Origin of the sequence: Nostoc sp. PCC 7524 (assembly GCF_000316645.1) — a bacterium.
Taxonomy (GTDB): domain Bacteria; phylum Cyanobacteriota; class Cyanobacteriia; order Cyanobacteriales; family Nostocaceae; genus Trichormus.
Map to the genome: position 1 here is coordinate 6,375,135 of NC_019684.1, position 22,115 is coordinate 6,397,249.

General features: G+C 43.0%; 9 protein-coding genes and 1 pseudogene. 3 read left to right on the plus strand and 7 right to left on the minus strand.

Annotation, left to right across the window (positions count from 1 at the left end; genetic code table 11):
- Positions 1 to 924 precede the first annotated feature (924 nt).
- The 3 genes from NOS7524_RS26165 to hetI all read left to right on the plus strand — a co-directional run bounded on the left by NOS7524_RS26165 (position 925) and on the right by hetI (position 4,107).
- Positions 925 to 1,614: a hypothetical protein gene (locus tag NOS7524_RS26165; RefSeq protein WP_015141493.1), complete on the plus strand. Its 690-nt coding sequence runs from the start codon at positions 925 to 927 to the stop codon at positions 1,612 to 1,614.
- 63 nt (positions 1,615 to 1,677) lie between these two features.
- On the plus strand, positions 1,678 to 2,961 hold the full coding sequence (locus NOS7524_RS26170) for a hypothetical protein (RefSeq protein ID WP_144050910.1): 1,284 nt from the start codon (positions 1,678 to 1,680) through the stop codon (positions 2,959 to 2,961).
- A 441-nt stretch (positions 2,962 to 3,402) separates the two neighbouring features.
- A complete protein-coding gene (gene hetI, locus NOS7524_RS26175) occupies positions 3,403 to 4,107 on the plus strand; it encodes a 4'-phosphopantetheinyl transferase HetI (RefSeq protein WP_015141495.1) in 705 nt (234 codons plus the stop codon).
- Positions 4,108 to 4,146: 39 nt separating this feature from the next.
- On the opposite strand, the gene NOS7524_RS26180 is transcribed toward hetI, so the two are convergent.
- From NOS7524_RS26180 to NOS7524_RS26210, 7 genes and pseudogenes are all read right to left on the minus strand, one after another.
- On the minus strand, positions 4,147 to 5,004 hold the full coding sequence (locus tag NOS7524_RS26180; protein ID WP_015141496.1) for an SDR family NAD(P)-dependent oxidoreductase: 858 nt from the start codon (positions 5,002 to 5,004) through the stop codon (positions 4,147 to 4,149).
- Positions 5,005 to 5,578: 574 nt separating this feature from the next.
- Entirely contained in the window at positions 5,579 to 7,108 is a 1,530-nt protein-coding gene (locus NOS7524_RS26185) for a thioester reductase domain-containing protein (protein ID WP_015141497.1), read from the minus strand.
- Positions 7,109 to 7,384: 276 nt separating this feature from the next.
- Positions 7,385 to 9,043 carry a PfaD family polyunsaturated fatty acid/polyketide biosynthesis protein gene (locus NOS7524_RS26190; RefSeq protein ID WP_015141498.1) on the minus strand — a complete coding sequence of 553 codons (1,659 nt, stop codon included), beginning with the start codon at positions 9,041 to 9,043 and terminating at the stop codon, positions 7,385 to 7,387.
- Between the two features lie 194 nt (positions 9,044 to 9,237).
- Positions 9,238 to 12,600 (minus strand): PfaB family protein, encoded by a 3,363-nt coding sequence (locus NOS7524_RS26195; RefSeq protein WP_015141499.1) that lies wholly within the window; start codon positions 12,598 to 12,600, stop codon positions 9,238 to 9,240.
- A gap of 251 nt (positions 12,601 to 12,851) precedes the next feature.
- The gene (locus NOS7524_RS26200) at positions 12,852 to 14,201 is read right to left on the minus strand and encodes a beta-ketoacyl [acyl carrier protein] synthase domain-containing protein (protein WP_041555455.1); all 1,350 of its coding nucleotides are present in this window, start codon (positions 14,199 to 14,201) and stop codon (positions 12,852 to 12,854) included.
- A 535-nt stretch (positions 14,202 to 14,736) separates the two neighbouring features.
- A pseudogene (locus tag NOS7524_RS26205) lies at positions 14,737 to 16,470 on the minus strand (SDR family NAD(P)-dependent oxidoreductase); the annotation flags it as partial.
- Positions 16,471 to 16,665: 195 nt separating this feature from the next.
- Positions 16,666 to 22,035: a type I polyketide synthase gene (locus tag NOS7524_RS26210; protein WP_015141502.1), complete on the minus strand. Its 5,370-nt coding sequence runs from the start codon at positions 22,033 to 22,035 to the stop codon at positions 16,666 to 16,668.
- Positions 22,036 to 22,115 lie beyond the last annotated feature (80 nt).

The following is a 22,115-nucleotide window of genomic DNA, read 5'->3' on the forward strand; positions in this document are numbered from 1 at the left end:
GTATATACTTATATGTGACTTTAGTTCAACATTTAGGCTAACTCACATTGTAATTTTGAAGGGATAAAAAAATTACAATGTGCAGTTTTTAAAGTTGTCTATGCTACTCTTGTCTCTCTACTATCTGATGGTAGAATTACTGCACATTGAGATAAATATTTTTTTATAACTCATATGGCAACCAAGAGTAAAAGAATAATTTAGCGAAATAATCTCAAAAAATATGAAACAATCCCATTTTGGAGGAAAATGAGCAAAATTGCTGGATATTTCATTAAAAAATAATAGAGATTATCAGCATTACTAAATAGATGTATGATTAAAAACAAGGTTATTTGTAACTTTATGTAACAAGTATAACGTTTTAAATAATATTACATACTTCCTTCAAGCTATAAAAACTTGTTATAAATATCAAAATGTATCAAAAATACAAGTATTAAACATTACATCTCTTTGGGTCTTATGGACAAAACTTTACATTCAATGTCGTAGCTAAAGTATAGATAACACAGTGGGTTTAAGAATTTCTGGACTAATGTTATAGGAGTTACAAGTATTACAAGTATATAAAACAAACATAATACAGATACACCATACCATCCACTTCTAACAGTCATGCAACATTGACTGACAGAGGATGTTAATTCGCTAAATTAGAGTATTATTTAATACAAAAATTTTCACAATCAGTCCAATTTTTTGTTGTGAAATATACCAAAAGCTCAAATTGACACTGCGTAAAAAATGAAAATCATCCACCACTTACGGTCAAAATTTATATTTCCTTAAGAATTTATCTACATAAATTAATTGATTGCTCAATGCGAGGAAAACAAATGAACATCATGCAGCTTTCAGTCTCATATCTCAATCTTTAACTTTGTTAAAAAACATTATTGACAACATACACAAGGATAAAAAATGATACCTAGATTATTTACTTCCCACTTATTTGCTTTTGCTGCTACCTCTTGTATGGCCATCGTTGCTAACCAGCAGATGCGTGTTTATGCTCAAGAAGCGCCCAGTACAGCACAACCAACAAATATCCAAAAACTTTGCTCTTTCGATCCCGTTGAGAATTTATTACCTCCCATACCCAGCCAAAGCAATTCTGTTTTGTCTTACCTAGGTCAAGAAGGTTTCACCAAAACCCAGGATCAAGCTTGGGTATGTTATGTGAATGATTCCAAAAAAGAGGGACGTTACTATACCCTGTTTAAAGTTCAAGAGCAGAATGGCAAGCTGATTGGTAGTTCTTTCCTGGACAACGGTAGCTTAATTACAGGACAAGATGATCGCAGTCTGGACTTTTTCATGACTCTGATTGAGCGTCACACCAACACCACTCCAGAAACGCGCCAAAGTATACGCAGATATTTAGAAGCCTTCATTACGTTGGTAGAGGAAGGAAAAATTAAACCATCTCGTCGTGGTTTTCTCTTTGACCAACCAAACGGCGCATTAATTATGTACCATCCATTGACCACAGGAGAACTTAAAGGAACGGCAATTACCATCAATATCCAAGCACCTAAAAATCTTAGTTCACGCACACCTGACGATGGATTATCAAATGCTCGTTCAGAGGCTTTAAAGCCCAATCAATAAGTCATCATGCCTGATTTTCATTAGGGGTGTTAATTATTCTGTGTCATCTGCCGGAGAAGGGTCTTGTTCAAATCAACTATCAAAAATATCACAATTATCTTTTCGTCTTTGGCAACAGCATTAATGGTTTGCCAGACAGCTAATGCAGGTAAGCCTGGGCTGAATGTTGGTGCGCCTGTGAATATCCCACCAGGACAAGAACGACAGTTATTGCAGTATCAGCTACAAAATAACAAAGCAGGTTTACGCCAGATGCGACTGATACCTGGATGTGTTACAGGATTTGGTCTGACCTGTAATAAAACTGGTGGAGTAATTGAGCAAATTATTCAGTCTAATGGCGGACCTACGTATCAACAGATGTTGATGAAAGCTGCTGGTGGGGAAGCTAACTTCAATAGGTTTACGCCTTTTTATGGTAACAATCTCAATCAGACCCAACAACCAATACCATATATATCCGTCTGGAGAGACGGGTCTAACAACACTCTAGATTCAGTGACATACACTCTGGGACAGCCTCTGAGTCGTAATCGCGTACCAGGTCTAGGAGATGTCACCAGCAAGTTCTATTGGTCACCGTTAAAAGGAGAAGATCCCTACAGAGGGTTTGTGAACTTGAAATATTCCTTCGGACGGGTGCTGGTGGAAGAAGCTGCAAAAATTCCTGACCTCAACCAACAGATGGCCTTGCTGAAGCTAGAGCCTGAAATGATGAGGTTTTATTTAAATAACATTAACAGAGCCATCAATGCGATACGAACTGGAAGGAATGAAGAACTAAAACAAAGTATTTTGACTATACTTTCCCGTCCCTATTCTCCACTAGAAACTAATGATGGCTGGTTTGGGCGTGAAAAAGTTCAGCTTCCGGAGAGTTTAGTTCAGAATGGAGACATAATTCCTCCAGATGTATTGACTGACAGAGTAATAGACCCACCAGGTAGTGAGCGCATCGTAGAAGTAGTAGAACTTCCTGGCGAGGAATTCTTCGCATCTACATCAGATGCTTTTCCAGGGGTTTTCCCCCTTGCCGGTTTTGGTCTATTGCTAGCTTTATTGTTCTTAATTGGTGGAGATGATTCTCCACCTGCTCGGTCTACTTCAACAGTGGGTACAACAGGTGGAATTGATACACCAGATTATGTATGTCCTGATTTGAATATAGGTGGTGGTAGCAATACAAATACAGGTCAAGCTAGTGAAGTTCAATGTGAAGTTCCGACTGTCACACCTCCAGAAGTTAGGAAGGTAGTAGAACCATCAACTATTAAAGCTGTGATTTTGTTAGCTTTAATATTGTGCTTAGTTAGTCAAAAAAAGAGGCAGGTACGACGATTAACCTGAAGATTTCAGTGTTTTAGCTGAAACGACAGTTTTTAGACCGCGTGGTAGTGAACTTTATTGATTGAATAGATATCTATTGACGAATATATTTAGGTAAATTTATGTTTATTTAAAAATTACTAATTAAAAAATATCCAATCAATTATCTTAGGGTGTGTGTTCTTGTTGCGTTAACACATCTTAATGCTGTAATACAGCTAAAATGCTGAATTGAATAAAAATCTCTCAGCTAAATACTGAGAGATTAAACGTTATTATTACTTTTCACATGAAAAATATCCCACTCTCATAGCATACCTATACTTTTGCAGCTGAGTGTGCCAAAATGCCTAATTGTTTATTGGTCAATGGTCAATAGTTAGTAGGCAATAGTTTTTATTTCTTCTCCTCTGCCCCCCTGCTCCTCTGCTCCTCTGCTCCCTCATCTCTCCCATATCCCCAATGACTTGGCTACCTGCACCCACAGATCTAAACTTAGTGCCAGATGAGGTTCATGTTTGGCAAATTCACCTGAATAGAACAGAATCACAGCTAGAAGATTTAGCCGCAACTCTATCTGATGATGAACTCACCCGTGCTAATAGATTTTATTTCCCAGAGCATCGGCAGCGTTTTATTGCGGGTCGCGGTATTCTCAGGAGTATATTAGGTAACTATTTAGGAATTGCGCCAGAAAAAATTAAATTTGATTATGAACCCCGTGGAAAACCAATTTTAGCTGAGGGTTTACAGCATAGTGGTTTGTTGTTTAACTTGTCGCATTCCGACAATTTGGCTTTGTGCGCTGTGAATTACACTCGGCCGATTGGGATAGATTTGGAATATCTCCGTGGAATTTCAGATATAGAAGCCCTGGCTAAAAGGTTTTTTTTACCAAGTGAATATGATGTAGTGCGATCGCTCCCCGATGAGCAAAAACAAAAAACCTTCTTTCGCTACTGGACTTGTAAAGAAGCTTATTTAAAAGCAACTGGTGATGGCATATCCCAGTTAGAACAAATTGAAATAGCACTAACACCCACAGAAACAGCTAGGTTACTGAAATTACCTGCTTGGAGTCTAGTAGAGTTAGTGCCTGATAATAACTATGTTGCTGCTCTTGCCGTGGCGGGTTGTGGCTGGCAGTTAAAGTGTTGGCAGTATTAACCATCTAAGCCGCATTCCCGAATCAGCTGACTATAACTTTTAAGCACGGCCAACGGCCGCACACTTGAGATTAGCTCTATTTCCTGCTCTAATTTGGTTGAAATTCACTATACCTAACCACTGATAAAGTTGATCAACCGCAGTTGGAGAAATTTGTCCCATAGCCAGCATCAATTTTGTCAAACCTTCCGTAATCGGATTTTGATTGACAATAATTTCTGCTGGGTTGCCTTTAACGGCACGCATAACAGCGTTAGCTATACCTTTGGGTGTCGTCACACCTGCTAATTTAGGTGCAGGTACACGAGGATCAACAGTCATACCAGTGTGAGAGACATATCCCGGACAAACTGCCGAAATATGGACACCACTACCAGCTAATTCTTGACGGACGGCATCAGTCCACATAATCAAACTTGCTTTACTAGCAGAGTAAATGCTGTTAAAAGCAATACCCTTTTTACCAGCCAGTGAAGCAATGTTAACAATGCGGCCACTACCTCGTTCCATCATGTTGGGGAGTAATAAACGAGTTAATTCCATAGTAGCCAAGAGGTTAGTGTTGAAGACAGAATGAATTTCCGCGAGAGAGTAATTGGCAAACGCACTAATGATTTCTATGCCAGCATTGTTGATTAAAATATCAACGGGGCCGACAGTTGACTGAACCTGCTGGGTGAGAGCTGATAATTCCCCTACTTTAGTAATATCAAAAGGAATAGCGATCGCTCTACCACCTGCTGCATTGACTGCATGACAAGTTTGCTCTAATCCTGAACGGGAACGCGAAACACATACTACAGTTGCTTGCTCTTTTGCTAACGCACGAGCAATGTGTATACCTAGACCGCGTGAGGCACCGGTCAACAGCACTGTCTTACCTGTGAGAGTTGTCATTATAACCTGCTATTACCTGTATTCTGATTGGCAGGATTCACGCATCATACAGTTGGTAAACTCTGTGTAGCCTAATTCGGACATCAACACAGACAGTTCAAACCATCAGAACAACTACCCACCTATCCGCAACTAAATGCGATAAAGACAGCTACACTTCAGACTTTCTTAAGAAACTCAAACTCGTAGACTGCACTCTTTTGGGATAAAAATAGGAGAATTGACTTATAACAGTGTTAATCGCCTTCCGTTGCAGAACAGGCATGAAGTCAAGGATTTGTTCAGTAAGGTTCAACTTTACATCAACTTCATTTATAGCATTTATTTTGTGAAGCTAGTGTTAATAGCAAACTTATTTAAAGGGAGTGGAGAGTAGAGAGAACTCTGAGCGGAGGTTTCCTCCGCTCAGAAGTTCGGAGGAGTAGGGAGTGGGGAAGAGGGATTTTTAGCCACTTTCATAAGAAAAACCCAGCTTCTTACCGAAACTGGGTCATGGACGCATAAAATCAAACTTTTCTTAACCTCTCCGCGTACCTCCGCGTTTACCTCCGCGCTTCTCCGCGTTTAAATCCTATTAACCCAGAGTCAAAAAACCACTCTGAATTAAATACGCCGTGTAAGTCATAAATAACTTCCCATCAATTGGCGCGCAAGCAACATCACTACCAGCCAAAGCCTTAACAGTTTCTTCACAACTAATATGAGGTCTTCTAGCTTTTAGGTACAAATCGGGAATAGTGAGTTGCTCATCAGACCAACGCTCTAAGAGGAAAGGCCGCAAAGTGTATAAAGGATTATCTGTAGAAGTGGCACTCTCAATTAACTTCGCTTGCCATTCTTCGTAGGGAATGATATTAATGTCATAACCGAAAGAGCGTACCCAATCAACTAAAACATCCAATCCTACTGGTTGGGGATGTTGTAAGTGGAAAGCTTGACCGATCGCATCTTTTTGCATAGATAGATGTACGATCGCTTTACTAACATAATCTACAGGGGACATATCGAGCATATATTCCACTTCGGGGAAATATCCCATCTGTAGACAACCCTTAACCATCAGGTTGATAAAGTCGTGGGTGTTACCGATACCAGTTTCGCTGTCACCGGCGATGAGGGGGGGTCTATGAATGGTAACAGGTAAACCGCGATCGCTCGCAATTTTCACTAACTTTTCTGCTACCCACTTAGTTTGGGAGTAACCCAAATAAATACCTTCCCAGTGGCTAAAATCATCATCTTCCTTCACAACTTTACCAGCATAGAAAGGAGCTTCAAACACCGCCACACTAGAAACATAATGCACAGGCTTAACTTTCACTTGACAAGCCAAGCGCAAAACTTCTTGAGTTCCCAGAACGTTAGCTGCTTTCAGTGCTGAATAAGGGAAGACATAATTTAACAACGCACCACTATGGTAAATAGTGTCAATTTCTGCTGCTAAAGTTTGGAATTGTGTAGAACTCAAACCCAACAAAGGTTCCGATAAATCACCAACGACAGGAATAATTCTAGATTCATATTCATCCTGCCAAATTGCGTAACCTTCTAAATTCTTTTGCAGCTTAACTTTGCCTTCTTCCAAGTTAGCCGCACGCACCAAACAATAGATTTCTGCTTGGGTTTGTTTGAGCAATTCCCGAATAATAAAAGCACCTAAAAAGCCAGTACCACCAGTTAAGAATACCTTCTTAGGTTGAGTGATAGGTAAAGCAACAGGAATAGCACCACCAGGATGAATAGTGGGATCAAGAACAGCTTCAGCCTGTAAATCCAAAACAGGGGTATCAGAGAGGCTAGCAGTATTTGTTGAACGACTAACACCTGTATCTTGTACCTCTGCGCCTTCTTCCAATTCTTCAGCTAAACGCTGAGATAAAGATTCAATTGTGGGATAATGCCACAATAATAAAGGTGATGGTTGAAACCCTAATAATTTTTCTAATTGACTCACCATAGTCATGGCTTGAGCAGAATCCAAACCATAGCTTTCTAAATTTACGCTGGGGTCAATTTCATCAGCGTCTACACCAAGAACTTCAGCGAGGTGAGAAACCATCCAAGCTTGAATTTCGGCTGCACTATAAGATTGTTTGACAGTCATTTTGAAATCTCCAATAATTTTCTACGCGTCCCTTACATTTAACTTTTCACGGCATCTGGAAAACCCCTCTCCATAGAGCGAAGCTCTTCTCGTAGAGTACCTCTCACGCCAGTTGCTACAAGTCGGCAAAGCCGCCCAACGCACTGGCTCCCCTACAAGGAGAGAAGCTTTAGCTTTTCCCCCTTCCCTAGTAGGGAAGGGGGCTAGGGGGTTAGGTTAAGCGTCATAACGTAAAAAGTTAGCCCTTAAACCCCTACACCCCTACACCCCTATTTCTTAAGAACGAACTGGGCGATATTGAATATAGGAATCGGGGATTTGCATTCCTTGCAATTTCAAACTTTGAATGCGATATAAAAACGCTGCTCCTGTCATAATGTGATTAGCAACATCAACAACATGGCGATTATGTGCTTCCTCTAAATAAGAACCACGCACCCAGTCATTAAAACTTCCCATTGCTGGGCCGCACCAAATTTGATAATCTACTTCTCTACCTTTTTCACCAGTAGTAGACCAACGAGAAGATAATCCTAAATACCATCTAAAGATTACAGCCATTTTGAGTTTAGGATTGTTAACTGCTTTGCCTAATTTCTCAGGATTTTTTTGTGATAAATAAGCAGCAGTTCCTTCCCAAGCCTCAGCAATAGTTTTACGGAAAACTTGTTTTTCTAACTTCTCCCTTTCTGCCAAAGGAATTTCTTCAATAGAGTTATAAGTGCGGTACAATTCGTACAACTTTTGCGCGCGCATGGGGAACATCGTACCCCGTTTCAGCACTTGTACCTTCACACCCATTTCAAACATATCGCCGGCGGGAGCCATAGTTACATCAGCCATTTCCGCTTGTGCTAATAGTTTTTTGGTATGCTCACAAGCACCAGATTCAACACAAGCTTGATTGACTGAACCAGTAACTACATAAGCAGCACCCATCATAAAAGCTGCTAAGGCTGATTCTGGGGTAGCAATTCCACCGGCTGCACCAATTCTAATGGGTTGAGGATAATGATATTGAGCTTGAATTTCATCCCTTAAAGCAATTAGTGAAGGGAGTAAACAAACCAAGGGACGATTATCAGTATGTCCGCCAGAATCAGCTTCCACAGTAATATCATCAGCCATTGGAACTTTCGCCGCTAGTTTAGCTTGCAACTCAGTAATTAAACCTTGTTGCAGCAATTCTTGCAGCATTTTTGGTGGTGCTGGCTGCATAAATTTACTCGCTACTTCGCGGCGAGAAATTTTCGCAATGACTTTATTTTTGATTTCAATTTGGTTAGCATCATTTAAACTTAATCCCGCAACACGGTAATAAACAATGTTGGGAGTTAAGTCTAAAAATGCGGAAGCTTCAACAATTCTCACACCATATTTTAAATATAAATCCACAGCCTGGCGTTCAACTGCCATATCATTAGGACTGTGAATTAAATTAAAGGCGTAGGGTTGATGAGGTAACGCTTGTTGAATTTTATGAATGGCTGCTTCTATTCTTTCAGGAAGTAAACCACCCGCACCAAAAGAACTTAAAATATGCTCTCTACCCAATGCAATCACCATTTCTTCGGAAGCAATACCGCTAGCCATTGCACCAGTCATGTAGGCATATTTCACACCATAAAATGAGAGGAAACTAGGGTCGCCGAGTTGTTGGCTTTTGATGGGTGGAATTGATGTGATTAGTTCTAATTGTCCGGCTGTACCGTGTTCGGCTGGAGCTAAATAACCATCATTAGTTACACCAACTTTCCCTGCAAGTTTGACAATGTAACAAGGTTTATCTAAAGCCAGTAATTTATTTTTGATATCTGTTTCTTCAAAAGCTACACAATCTAAAGCACCTTTCCAGACGAGATTGTGATTGTAGATATGGCTGGAAAATCCCAGACCATTATCATATTTATTTATAAATGTATCCACGGTCGTCACAGTCGTTCCCTCGCACGATATGCAATGAATTGATTTTTGGTTTGTAGTAAGGACTTTATAGAATTCCAAAAAATATCTTAAATTCTCTTGTGGAATGGGCATCCTGCCCGTTCATTGTATTTCTGGGCGGGCAAGATGCCCACCCCACAAGATGGATAATTTGGAAAATCTTTAGTCCTTACTACGAACATTAATTACTTAGCTTCTTCACTCAATAAATCTGCGGCGCAGACCATTTGTAATTGAATGATTTCGCTCAACTGTTTACTAAAATCTTGTCTAGCTTTTAAGAAATCTGTGTGATTTTTAGTTATGCGTGCGTTGTTTGCGTTCAGTTTTTGATACTGAACTTTGTTTAGTTCCAACATATTGATGATGATGGCAAATTCTTCGTCAGTTGCAGGTAATTCAGGAACTATTTCAGGCGTTGCAGAGTCAGAAACAGTAGACTCAAAAAATTTTACTGGTTCTTCAATTTTCAAATCGTATTCCATGATAGTTTTCATGGAATCTTTTTCTGGCTCAACTGTAGGATTAGGAATTTCTACAGCCGGAGTTTCAATCTTATTTACAGCCTGAGCTAAATTCAGAGAGTTTATCGTGAGGGAATCACTAAATAGGGGTTGTTCTGGCTGTTTTTTCTTAGCTACATCTTGGAAGAGTTGACGGTTTTCTTCTGTCAAGATTTTGTCAGTAATTGAGTCCCCACCAACTGTCACAGTCCGCAGCATGGCTTTATTTTGCTTGCTAGTTGCTACGGGACTGTAAAGCGGTGATAAGTCTAAATTCACCCGATGACTAACGAGTTTACCTAATGCTTTGACAATGGAACTATGATCATCCATCCCGCGACGGTTGAGGGAAACGGTGATGTGTTCTTTGTCTTCCAGAGTTTTATCTATCCAGCGAGAACAGACGCTACCCGCACCAGCTTCAATGAAGATTTTCGTTCCGTCTTCGTAGACACGGTTAACTAATTTGGGAAAATCTAATTCTTGAGATAATCCTGTCGCAATGCTACGAGCGATCGCACCACTTTCTAATGTGATAGTCTGATACTCGGCAGCCGAATAAAATACAATTCCAGGTATTTCCTGAGTTGGTAAAGTATTTAATTTAACTAACTCATCAAACTCCGATCGCATGGCTTGACAATGAATCACATGATCGAAGGGAGCAGAGAAAGCATTGCAGCCAATGGTTTTAATCACCCTTTGACAAGCCGCCGGATCACCTGCAATTAATACTTCTTCGGGAGTATTAATCTGTGTCAGATAAACACGCGGTTCATTTCTGATTGCATCCCGCACTTGTACAGGACTCGCCATCAGCACATAATTACCCCACAGATTATCCTCTGAAGCCGAGGTAGATTTTGGTAATCCCCAATACTCACGCACAGCATTTTTCGGGCCAGATAATCTGTCACCAAATAAAGCTGAGGAGTTGAAGGAACTACTACCCTCATAAAAATTGCTCCACACCCCTTGAGCAACCATCATGCTGGTTTCACCCAAGCTATAGCCAAACACGTATTTGGGTTTGATTTGGAAATCATCCCGAATCACGGTGGTAATCAGTCTGGTGAAAAACATTTCCGCTTCAAACATGGCTAGGGAATCATCGAGCAATTCTTTCTCTAGCTTTTCTAGTTGTCTGGTAGTTAATTTGCTCAAACTACGCGGAAATACCCGACGTTCCACATCAGCCGCACGTTTGTAAATACTCTGCACAAAGGGGTTGTCGTGCAGTTTGGGAAAGAGTCGGAACAGATTACGACCAATCCCCACATAGGAATTCACAGCCGCCGGATACACATAAGCCACCTCGCCTTTTTTACCCAAGGGGTTAGCTGTGAAATAACTACCTACAGGTGTTTGCCAATCTGTACCCTTTTCAAAAGCAGCATTAATCCCTTTACGTGCTGATTCAATCTCGCGCAGAAGTTCTTTTTTGTTGCGTCCGGTAATCGAGACAGCGTACTGTGCTGCGGTTTGTTGCTGATAGGTATTAAAGGCTTGACTAGCACTCTGAGATAGAGAATCACTATTGGTAATACTCTTTTGCAGACTCTCCAAAGCCGCCATTAAACTAGCGCGGTCATCAGCAGCCACAGGAAACAGATAATAAGGTGTTTGCTGTAAATACCTATTTGGACGCTCTTGTTGCTTGACTTCTTCCGACAAAATCACATGAGCATAAGTCCCATCAGAACCTATCCCATTCACCGCAGCGATACGTCGGGGAGCATTCTTGCTCAAAAACCAAGGTCTAGATTCCGTCGCCACATAGAAAGGACTACCTTCAAAGGCTTGGGGATTCTTCACACCAGACCAGCTAGGAGTGGCGGGAATGTATCTGTAATACAGACACAGAGCCGTTTTAATTAAGCTAGCGATACCCGAAGCAACGAAAGTGTGACCGATATTGGCTTTGACGCTACCGATTGCACAGTGTAAACCATTACCTACAGGTGGATAAGCTTGGACTAAACCAGCAATTTCCGCTTCGTCTTCCTGGGGAATCCCACTTCCGTAAACCTCGACATAGTTCACTTGGTCAGGTTGAATACCTGCCGTTTGTAGAGCTTGCTGACAAGCTTGGTTAACGCTTGCGCCGTCTAGGTTTGAGTGGGTTTGACCGATACTAATAGCATCAATCACAGCATAAATGCGATCGCCATTTTCTAATGCTTGGTCATGACGTTTGAGAACTACAACCCCCGCACCTTCTCCCGGTGTCCAACCGTTGGCTTTTTGATCATAGCTGAGAGTATTAACACCAGTATTAATATTAGCTGATTGACTGTGTAATAATACGTTCTCCACACCGCCAGCCATATCGACTGCACCGACAACTACAGCGTCTACTTCTTCTGTCATCAGTAGCATTTGCGCCACTTCCAACGCCTTAAATGCGGAAGTTTCTACAGCCGTGAGTGTGAACGAAGGCCCGGTAAAGTTCCACAACGAGGAAATCCGACTCGCCATAATGTTACCGATGTAGCTTAAATACTCACCAATCTCGACTTGATGGTGAACGCTATCTTTAACGATGGTTTCTAGTTGAGCGATTTTGTCTTGGGGTAGAGTAATTTCCGCCGCGTTGATTCCATCTTTGACTTGCCAAGACGCATCCCAACGTTGTTGGAGTTGATGGACAGATAACTCCGTTTCTGTGGCGATAATGACCGCTACATTACCCCCTTCTGGAATTTTTGCATCTTTAAGGGCGCGATCGGCCACTGTCAGTAGTAGCAGTTGTTGGGGGTTGAGTTTTTCGACTTCGTTGGGTGGAATTTTATAAGTGAGGGTATCAATATCAAATTCTTTGATATATGCACCTACAGGTGCTTTACCTTCTACTAAGCCGTACTTTTGTAGTAATTCTTGTTGTGTTTCGATACCGTACCATCTCTTCGGCGGTAGGGGGATGAAGTGTTGTTTACCGTCGTAAATACTGCGTTCAAAAGCATCTAAGCCATTGCATTCACCGAAGAAGGCATCCATGCCTACAATAGCGATTTTAGCTGTGTTGTTATTTTCTTGTTCAAACATCTCTTTACTATTAGTCTGTGAGCGTTGAATTTATGGATAAATAAGTTAGTAGTAAGCAACTCTAGGGTTTGTTGATTTTTAAATACTCGTTCTGCCGTCTAAGCTGTTCTGATCCCCCTAAATCCCCCTTAAAAAGGGGGACTTTGATTCCAGTTCCCCCCTTTTTAAGGGGGGTTAGGGGGGATCAAAAGACTTTGAAAACATAACCTAGCCCCTATTTCTTAAGCACTAAATTGCTTACTACGAACTTTTTATTTCTCTAGAATCAGATGGGAGTTTGTACCACCGAAACCAAAGGCACTTAAGGCTACGTGTTTGGTTGGCTTGTTTTGTGGCCAAGGTGTCGGATTTCGCACGATGTTGTCAGACGAAATCACGTTATTTTCTGACTTGATGGGGTCGTTGACGTTGATGGTGGGGGGAATTACACCGTGGTTGAGGCTATATATTGTCTTCGTCAAACTCACCATACCGGCAGCTACTAACAAGTGACCGACATTGGCTTTGGCTGAACCAACTAAAGGTTTGGCTTGGTGTTGTCCAAAGAAGGATTCTATAGAGGTGAGTTCGGTGGTGTCTCCCAGTAATGTGCCGGTAGCGTGACACTCCATATAATCAATAGCTTTGGGGTTAAGTCCAGCTTCTTGATAGGCTCTCTCGAAGGCTAGAACTTGCCCTTTAGTATTGGGACTTAGTAAATGCTTACCTTTACCATCGTTAGAAAGACCATTACCGCAAACCGTCGCTAGGATTTTATCTCCATCTCTGACGGCATCGCTGTAGCGTTTCAGCATGACCATCCCGATACCTTCGGATGTAACTAAGCCTCGTGAAGCTTTATCTAGAGGTGCGCTAATGCCGTTTTCTGGATAGCCTTGGATACCGGAAAATAGCATCCGGATGAAGAGAGGATCTGAGCAACTGATAGCTCCAGCTAGCATGACATCAGCTTTGTGGGACTGTAGGTAATGAGATGCTAACTTAATGCTATAGAAGGCAGAGGAACAAGCTGCATCTATACAGAAGTGAGTACCGGAAAGGGAGAAAGCTTTAGCAACTAATGCAGCCGGTAAGCCGGAAATCATGGCGTTTTGTGTGGCGGCTTTAGTAGTTGTAGGGATAGCCGCTAGATGGAAATCTTGATTTTGTAAAAGTTCCGCTACTGCTGGTTCGATGGTTTGGCGGTAAATGGGTGCAATTAATTGATTAGAAACTTTGGTGGGTAGGGAAAGAGTTCCTAATATTACTCCACATTTAGACAGGACTTCTTTATTTCCCCAATAGCCACTATTTTGAATAGCTTGTTTTGCAGCGTATAGTGACCATTTGAAGGTGTTATCTAAGCTTTCCACAAATTCCGATGGCAGATTGTATTCACTGGCATCAAATTTAAAATTGCGGACAAATCCACCTTTGAGAAAATAAAATTTTTCCGGCTTGCCTTTAACTGGGTCGTAAAATATTGTGGGATCTAAACCCATTTGTTCGACAGTAATTGATGATGTCGAATCTTTCTGTTCAGTGAGATTCTGCCAAAATTGTTCGGGATTGTTTGCATCAGGAAAGAGGCATGATAATCCGATGATGGCGATTTTTTCCACTGTTTCTATCCTCGTTTGGGTATTAAGCGATAGGAGGCAGGAGGCAGGGAGCAGGATGGAAGAGGATTTGGCGTTGTGTATTTGCAGAATGATTTTATTGTTTTTGTGGGATGGGCATCCTGCCTGTCCCTCATGTTTCAGGCTGGGCGGGCAAGATGCCCACCCTACAAGAATCATTCCTTGATTCAGCAATGCCGAGGATTTTAATTGTTTTTTTCCTCTTCACTGTCACCTGTCACCTCTGTTTCTGCTGAATATGACAGTATTTAAACTGTTTTCTAAACTTACGAGGATTTACGCTATTCCCAGAACTTGAGACGATTAAGGATTTACTGTGCTTTATAAATGGCCTACTATAGCAATCCTAATTTATTTAGGATGTTTTGAGGGGTTTTATTTAAGATTTGTCTCACGCAAAGGCGCAAAGACGCAAAGGAAAGAAGGAGAGAAGATTAGGGATGTAGGGGAGAAGAGGAATTAGAAGAGAAAAGGGAGATTTTTAACCTAGTTCCCAGTCCCCAGTCCCCAATCCCTCCTACTTCGGTTTGTGTAGGTTCATTGGTGCAATGATTGCTTTTGCTCCTAAGATGCGGGAGTAGAGTTTTCCTTCGGTGTCGTGGAGCATGAAGTTGGCGGTTAAGCCAGTTGCAGTTTTGCTGATGACTTCACAAGAAACGTAGAAGGGGGCGTTACATGGAATGGGTCTAAATTGTTCGGAATTTGTTAGTTGTCCGGGTAAACAAACTTCTTGGTGATAATGGCTTAACCATACCCATAAAGGTTGGGTACTTAAGTCTGTGGCGTAAGGGTTGTACCATCTGATGGGAAATTGTCCTTGGGTTTCTGGTGAGATTTCTGACCAGTAACATTCAGTAGTAATTTTCTCTGGGCTGATGTTGATTACTCTGGTAATCTGTTGGAATGCTGGGCCATGAAATAAGGAGTAATCACCATTTTGATAGAAGTCTTTACCAGTGGTTTTGATGATATTATCTTCTGTTAAATTAACAGATTCATAGATGGGAATTTCTGGTATTTGGCGCACAGTTGTAATGTTGGCGCGGAAATGATAGTGGGTTTTTCCTTCGAGGGTTTTGCTGAGAATTGTGGTCTGAAATTCGATGGATTCAGAACCATTTTTAGCGGTTTCTTGAATTTCGAGAATGTATTCTTTCGCTAGGGTTTGATTGAAGGTAATACCCTTTAAAACTTTGAATTCTTTACAACTTACATAGCGATAACCTGGATAGCATTCTTCACAAGCATGAATCATCCAGGACATGGCACAGGTGGCTGGAAGTACGGGAGTCCCAGCAATTACATGATCCATCAAAAAGGGGTTAGCATCTACAGTCAGGCGGCGATGGATGCGATAGCTGCGGAGTTGGGGGTCTAGAGTTCCGGGTGGGGGGATGATGGGGCTACCAATGACTACTTGTGTAGAGTCACTATGGCTGGGGTGTAGTTCGTTGACTAGCATTTGTGTACCCACATCCACAGGGATAATATCAATTCCCCGTTCGGCGAAGGCTTTCTTGAGTTCTGGTGTCACCATACCGCTATCCCAACCGCCCCAGTTGATAGCCACAACGTGACAATCAGGATTGTATTGCTTCATCAAGTGGGCTGACTTGTTGAGAATTTCATTAGCGATCGCATAATCTGATTGCCCAATATTCCCATAAAATCCAGCCACGGAAGAAAACAACACCAAATGTTCTAATTGTTTAGCATCCACACAAGACAGCAGATTTTCTAACCCTTGCACCTTAGCTGTGTAAACCTTCTCAAAATCTTGGTCTGTCTTCTTCTCAATCAACTTATCAGCTAAATTACCCGCACCGTGAATAATCCCTGTAATCTTCCCAACTCGTGCAGACACAGCTGCTAATTTCTGCTGTAACTCCGCCACATTAGTTACATCAACACTGATATATTCAGCCTTTGCACCAGTCTTTTCAATCTCAGCCAGAGTTTGCTTAACTTCGCGACTAGAAACAATTTTGTTATAGACCTTCTGCACACTCATCGGTGTCGGCTTCTCCCCTTGGGAGATGAGATGCTGCATAATCCGTTTCTTTAATACAGCCTCGTCAAAACAATCCTGAGCAAACTCCGGCTCATTTTCAATAACTTGCGATCGCCCAAGCAAGATAAACTGACAAGGTTGGTGCTGTGCTAATCTCGCCACACACTGCGCCGTAATTCCCTTAGCACCACCACTAACAACAAAAACCGATGAAGGACGAACCTGAGTAAGTGTAGTCATATTATTAAAAATCTTGGCTTTGAAATCTGAATTTTGGATTGGGGACTGGGGATTGGGGACTGGGGACTAGGCAAATTCTCTTCGCGTACCTCTGCGTTTACCTCTGCGCGACGGCAGTCGCTACAAGTCGGCATAGCCGCCCAACGCGCTGCCTCCCCTCCGCGTTTAAACTTCCATCCTCAATCCCCACTCCCTTTACTCAAAAGAACTAATCAAAGTAACACGTCCCTGAGAACCGTAAGCGACTTCAGCAATACAAAGATTAGAATCATGCAACTCATCAATGATGTGCTGTGCTGAAGTTCTTGCATCTAAGTTGGGGCTGAGGTCAATTCCTCTGGTAAATACATTCGACCATTCCCATCTCAGAGTTTTGACTAACCCAAACAACCCAGCACCGATCGCACCAAAATTCACATCATGCTCTAATCCAAAACTACCATCTAACCGAGTGACAGTGAAGAAACAACTACGCTCATAACGTCCAGCTTCAGTCAGGGATTTTTTCAGGTGCTTCGCCATAAAGAAAACGTGCTTCACGATCGCTTTTTCTTCTGGGATGAAAGGAACTTTGCCGATGTTCGCTACCTGAAATCTGGGGTGGAGGTGAACGAAAGCCCCAATTGTGCCGTAGTTAGTAGCGATCGCAGATAATTTTTCTTGCAGTAGTTCTTCACTCATATCTGCGAGGCTAACTTGGTTCACGCCTGCGGGTAAGGGCGAGCGTTGGGGAACAATCGATTGGGGGAAGCTCAAAACTACCACTTTCCAACCACTTTCCGTTAAAGCTTGCGCTACTTGGGAGGTAGTCAGAGTTCCATCATCGGTGATTACACAGATGTGTCCCTCTGGCAATTTGAACTCTAGGCGATCGGGTGTTGGTAGGTATCTGAGTTTGGCTGGACGGCGTTGTACACCGTCGATGACTTTTACTGGTTGCCAGCTAAACTCAGACTGCGGCTTTTTTTTTTCACCTCCCACCAGCTTCTGGAGGTAGTCAACAATTTGACCGATTGTGCGTAAGTCGCCTAATTCTTCAAAGTTGGGTTTGGGCAGGTTGGGATATACTTCTTGCAATCCCCCTAAAATTTCTACCCGTTTGATGGAGTCAATCCCTAAGTCAGCCTCCATGTCCATTTCCAGTTCGAGCATTTCTACTGGGTAGCCAGTTTTCTCACTGATAATGTTAATCAGAGTTTGACCGATATCTGCATAGTCGGTGGTGTCTGCAACTTCAGTTTCAGTAACTGTTTCTACAACTGCTACTGGTTCAGGTGCAGGTGCAGCAGGAGCTACAACTGGTGCAGGAACTACTTCAGGTGCAGGTGCAACTGGTGCGGCTACTTCGACTACTGGCTGAGTGGCAACTGCTACAGGTTGACCGCTAGCAGCGTTAGCTTGTAGGAACTCGATAATTTGACCGATGGTGCGTTTTTCTGCCAATTCTTCTAAGTTTGGCTTGGGTAGGTCAGGATACAATTCTTGCAATCCGCCTAAGATTTCTACCCGCTTGATGGAGTCAATACCTAAGTCAGCCTCCATATCCATTTCTACTTCCAGCATTTCTACTGGGTAGCCAGTCTTATCGCTGATAATTGCTAGCAGGTTGTTACCCAACTCAGCCAAATCTACGGCGGGAGCAGCTACAGGTGCAGGTACAACGGGTGCAGGTGCGGGTGCAACTTCCACTTCCTTGACTGGGGGAGCAATAACTTGAGCCACAGGCGCAGGTGCAACCACGGGTGCTTCAACTACAGGCTCAGGCTGCATTTGCCACGCTGCGGGTGCAACAGGTGCATCAGCGATGGTGAATTCAGGCTTTGCTACAGGTTCAACTTTAGCCACAGATGCGGGTGCTTCCACAACAGGGGTGTCGATGGTGAAAGCGGGGATTTGCTTGCTAATTTCTTGAACTGGTGCTTCGGTGGCTGCTGCGGTTACGCCACTCGAAAGAACCATTGAGTATTGTTGCTGAATGAGGTCGAAGAAGTTTTTCGCGTAAGCTACTTGTTCCTGAAGATATTTTTCATGGATGCGGAGGGTTTCACCTTGTTGGGAGTGAAACTGCATCAAACTGCGCTCCAAGCTTTCCATCACTACTAGCTTGAGTTGAGCAGCTTCTTGGGAAGTCTTAGCGTTAGCAAACAAAGCATTTTGCTGTTGCATCAGTTGGAAGAACGCTTTGGTATATTCCATCTGATGGTTGAGGTAAGTACCGTGAACTTGCAGATTTTCAGCTTGGTTTTGCTGGAACTGAGTCATCAGGTACTCTAAGCTTGTTAACACTCGCTGGAAGTTTTCCAGTTTTTCTGGTGTTTGCATCTTCTTTTCTTCAGCTAGTTGAGGTGCAAGGATCGCAGAGTTCATTTTAGGTTTGGCTTCAGTGATGATATTAGAGTGATTGGCAATTTTGGCGGCGCGTCCGTTACCGTTAGTTTCTTTGATTGGTGCAGACATCGCTGGTGCGACTGTTGCCACTGGTGCAGAGATAACAGGTGTCTGTTTAACTTCAGTAGCGGTGACACTGACTGTAGGTGCAGCAGGTAAGGATACCTTGTGTCCATCATTCAACGCTTGCACAAAAGCGTTTTTGGTTTTTTCTGACACGTAGTTGATACCCCGTAAGGTGATGCTGATACCTTTTTTCTTATCGGCTGGGGGTAAGGTAGGCTGGGTTTGGTATGGGTCGATGTTCTTCAATTGCATACCCAGGACGCGCATTTGCACTACTGCTTCCCGTAAGGAGCGATCGCTGTTTTTCTGGGCGCTGGGATTCAAGGCTACGGTAACATGAGGGCGATCGCCGAGAATTTCTTTTACTAAGTTGGTGAGGATTCTCTTTGGCCCGAATTCCACGAAGCAGTAACCACCAGCTGCGTAGATATTTTCAATTTCCTGCTTGAACAGCACCGAGTTAGCTAGGTGAGTTTCCAGGATTTTTTGAATCGCTTGGGGTTCTTTAGGATATTGCTTACCTGTAACGTTGGTGAATACAGGAAGTTTTGGCTCGTTGAAGGTGACTGATTTGGTAGCGATCGCAAATGACTTCTGCGCGAAAGCAATCAGTGAGGTGTGGAAGGCGGCGGATACTGGTAAGGGTACGGCTGCATAGCCTTGTGCTTGTAAAGCTTCACGCACTTTGGCAATGTCGCCGGTGGAACCTGCCAATACAAACTGAGTGGGAGAATTGTAATTGGCGATCGCTACCTGTGGGAATCGCTTCAGAATCGGTTCGATTTTGCTGATGTCTTCCTTCACCGCCAACATTGTACCTGCATCGTGATCAGGGTCTTTGGGCGCAGCCATTGCTTGACCCCTAGCTTTCACCAAGTACATATAATCTTGGTCACTCAATACACCCGCAGCCCACAAAGCGGTGATTTCACCAAAGCTGTGTCCCGCTACAAAGTCAGACTTAAAGCCAGCTTGCTTGAGGATGGAATACAAACCTGCACTAAATGCGCCGATCGCTGGTTGGGCGTATTCTGTGCGTTGCAGTGCAGCCGCTTGCGCCTTTTTCTCGTCTTCATTAAATACGGGATGGGGGAAAACAATCTCTGAGAGCGATCGCAAGTTATCTCTAAGTAATAACCCATCCATGTAACCGTAGAGACGGCGCAAGGTGGGGAAGTTCATCACCAGTTCTCTACCCATTTCTAGGTATTGAGAACCTTGACCAGAGAACAAGGATACAACCTTACCACCCAATTCCATACCGGAAGCACGGTAGTAAATCCCTTGGGGATGCTCCCAGTTAGCTGCGCCTGCTTTGTGCTTGAGCAAATCAATGGTAGTTTGCATCAACTTGCAAGCTTCTGTGAGATTTTCCGCGACAAAGCCAACTCTGGCTGCATTTTGGGGAATTTCTACAGATTGACACTCTTGCGCTAAGTTGAGGAAATGTTTTTCGCCACCTGCTGATTGCAAGTTACCTAAAGCTTCTTCGCACTTTTTCAACAGTTCCCCAGGATTAGAGGCAAACAGTAGGATTTCGTGGGGGGTGCTGTGTAGACGGTAGGGGCGGTTTTGTTCACTTTCGTATTCTTCTAAAACTACGTGGTAGTTTGTTCCACCAAAACCAAAGGAACTAACACCCGCCCGTCTTGGTGCTTCCCCTTCCGCCCGAATCCAAGGACGAGTTTCGGTATTGAGATAAAAAGATGAATCGTTAATATTGAGCTTGGGATTCGGCTCTGTAATGTTAATTGTGGGGGGCAGAATTTTGTGATGTAATGCCAAAGCGGTTTTAACCAAGCTGACTGCACCGGCAGCTGCTTTGGTGTGTCCGATTTGGGACTTCACACTACCCAAGGCAATGTGCTGCTTTTTGTTGTCGTGTTGAGAGAAGAAGTCTCTTAAAGAACCAAACTCGGTGGGGTCGCCAGCCATTGTCCCTGTACCGTGCGCTTCAATCAGACCAACGGTAGCGGGAGAGAAGCCTGCATCTTCGTAAGCACGGCGCAAAGCATTGACTTGACCTTCTTTGCGGGGTGCATAAATACTTTTGTAGCGTCCATCACTGGAAGTACCGATGCCTTTGATCACTGCATAGATTCTGTCGTTATCCCGCACTGCATCTTCCAGACGCTTTAGCACCAGCATACAAACACCTTCACCCAGCATCATCCCATCAGATTTAGCATCGAAGGGTTTGACGTTCTCGCTAGGAGATACGGCTGGGGTTTTGCTGAAGGAGATGTAAGCCATGATGGTGTTGTCAGTGTCTACACCACCAGTCAGCATCATGTCGGCCCGATGTTCGACGAGTTCGCTAATCGCCATTTTCAACGCACCGAAGGAACTAGCACAAGCTGCATCAACTACGCAGTTCATTGCACCAAAGTTCAAGCGGTTGGCGATGCGTCCAGCCACAACGTTAGCCAACATCCCAGGGAAAGCGTTTTCATCCCATTTGACGTAAGCACTTTGGATTTTTTCAACAATTTTGTTGGTGTCTTCGTCAGAAAGTCCACTGCTTTTGAGGACTTTTTTCCAAATGGGATATTCTAACCGCGCAGAAAGGGGCATACCCAATTGCTTGGCCATAGCTACCCCTAAAATTACCCCCACCATCTCGCGGTTAAATTCACGAGAGTCGCCGTAACCAGCATCTTCCATTGCTTCTTTCGCAACTACGAGACTTAATAGTTGCGAAACATCAGTAACCTCTAAAATGCTGGGAGGAATACCGAATTCCATTGGGTTAAAATCAACCTCTGGAATAAAACCACCGCGTTTACAGTAAGTTTTATCTTCTGGTGTTCTGGGGTTGGGGTCGTAATAATCTTCAACGCTCCAGTGGGTAGAAGGAACGTCAGTTATACAATCAATTTTGTTAATGATATTTTGCCAATACTCCCGCACATTTCTGGCTTGAGGCACCAGAGAGGCCATACCAATAATGGCTATAGGATTTTGTTGTAGTTGTCTGTTAATCTTGTTGATTGACATTGGTTTTTCTGATTGCATTTTTTTTTCCTCAATACACCGCAACAAAGCCTTTTCGCAGTTACTAATTTGGCTTTCTAACTCCGCTAAGGCTGTATCAATTGAATTAGCAGACATAGGACATATTATGTTCTGGGGTACTGTGGATTTTGCCGCTACAGTAATTTCTGTAGCTTGCCCTGAGAAGCGTTATTTCT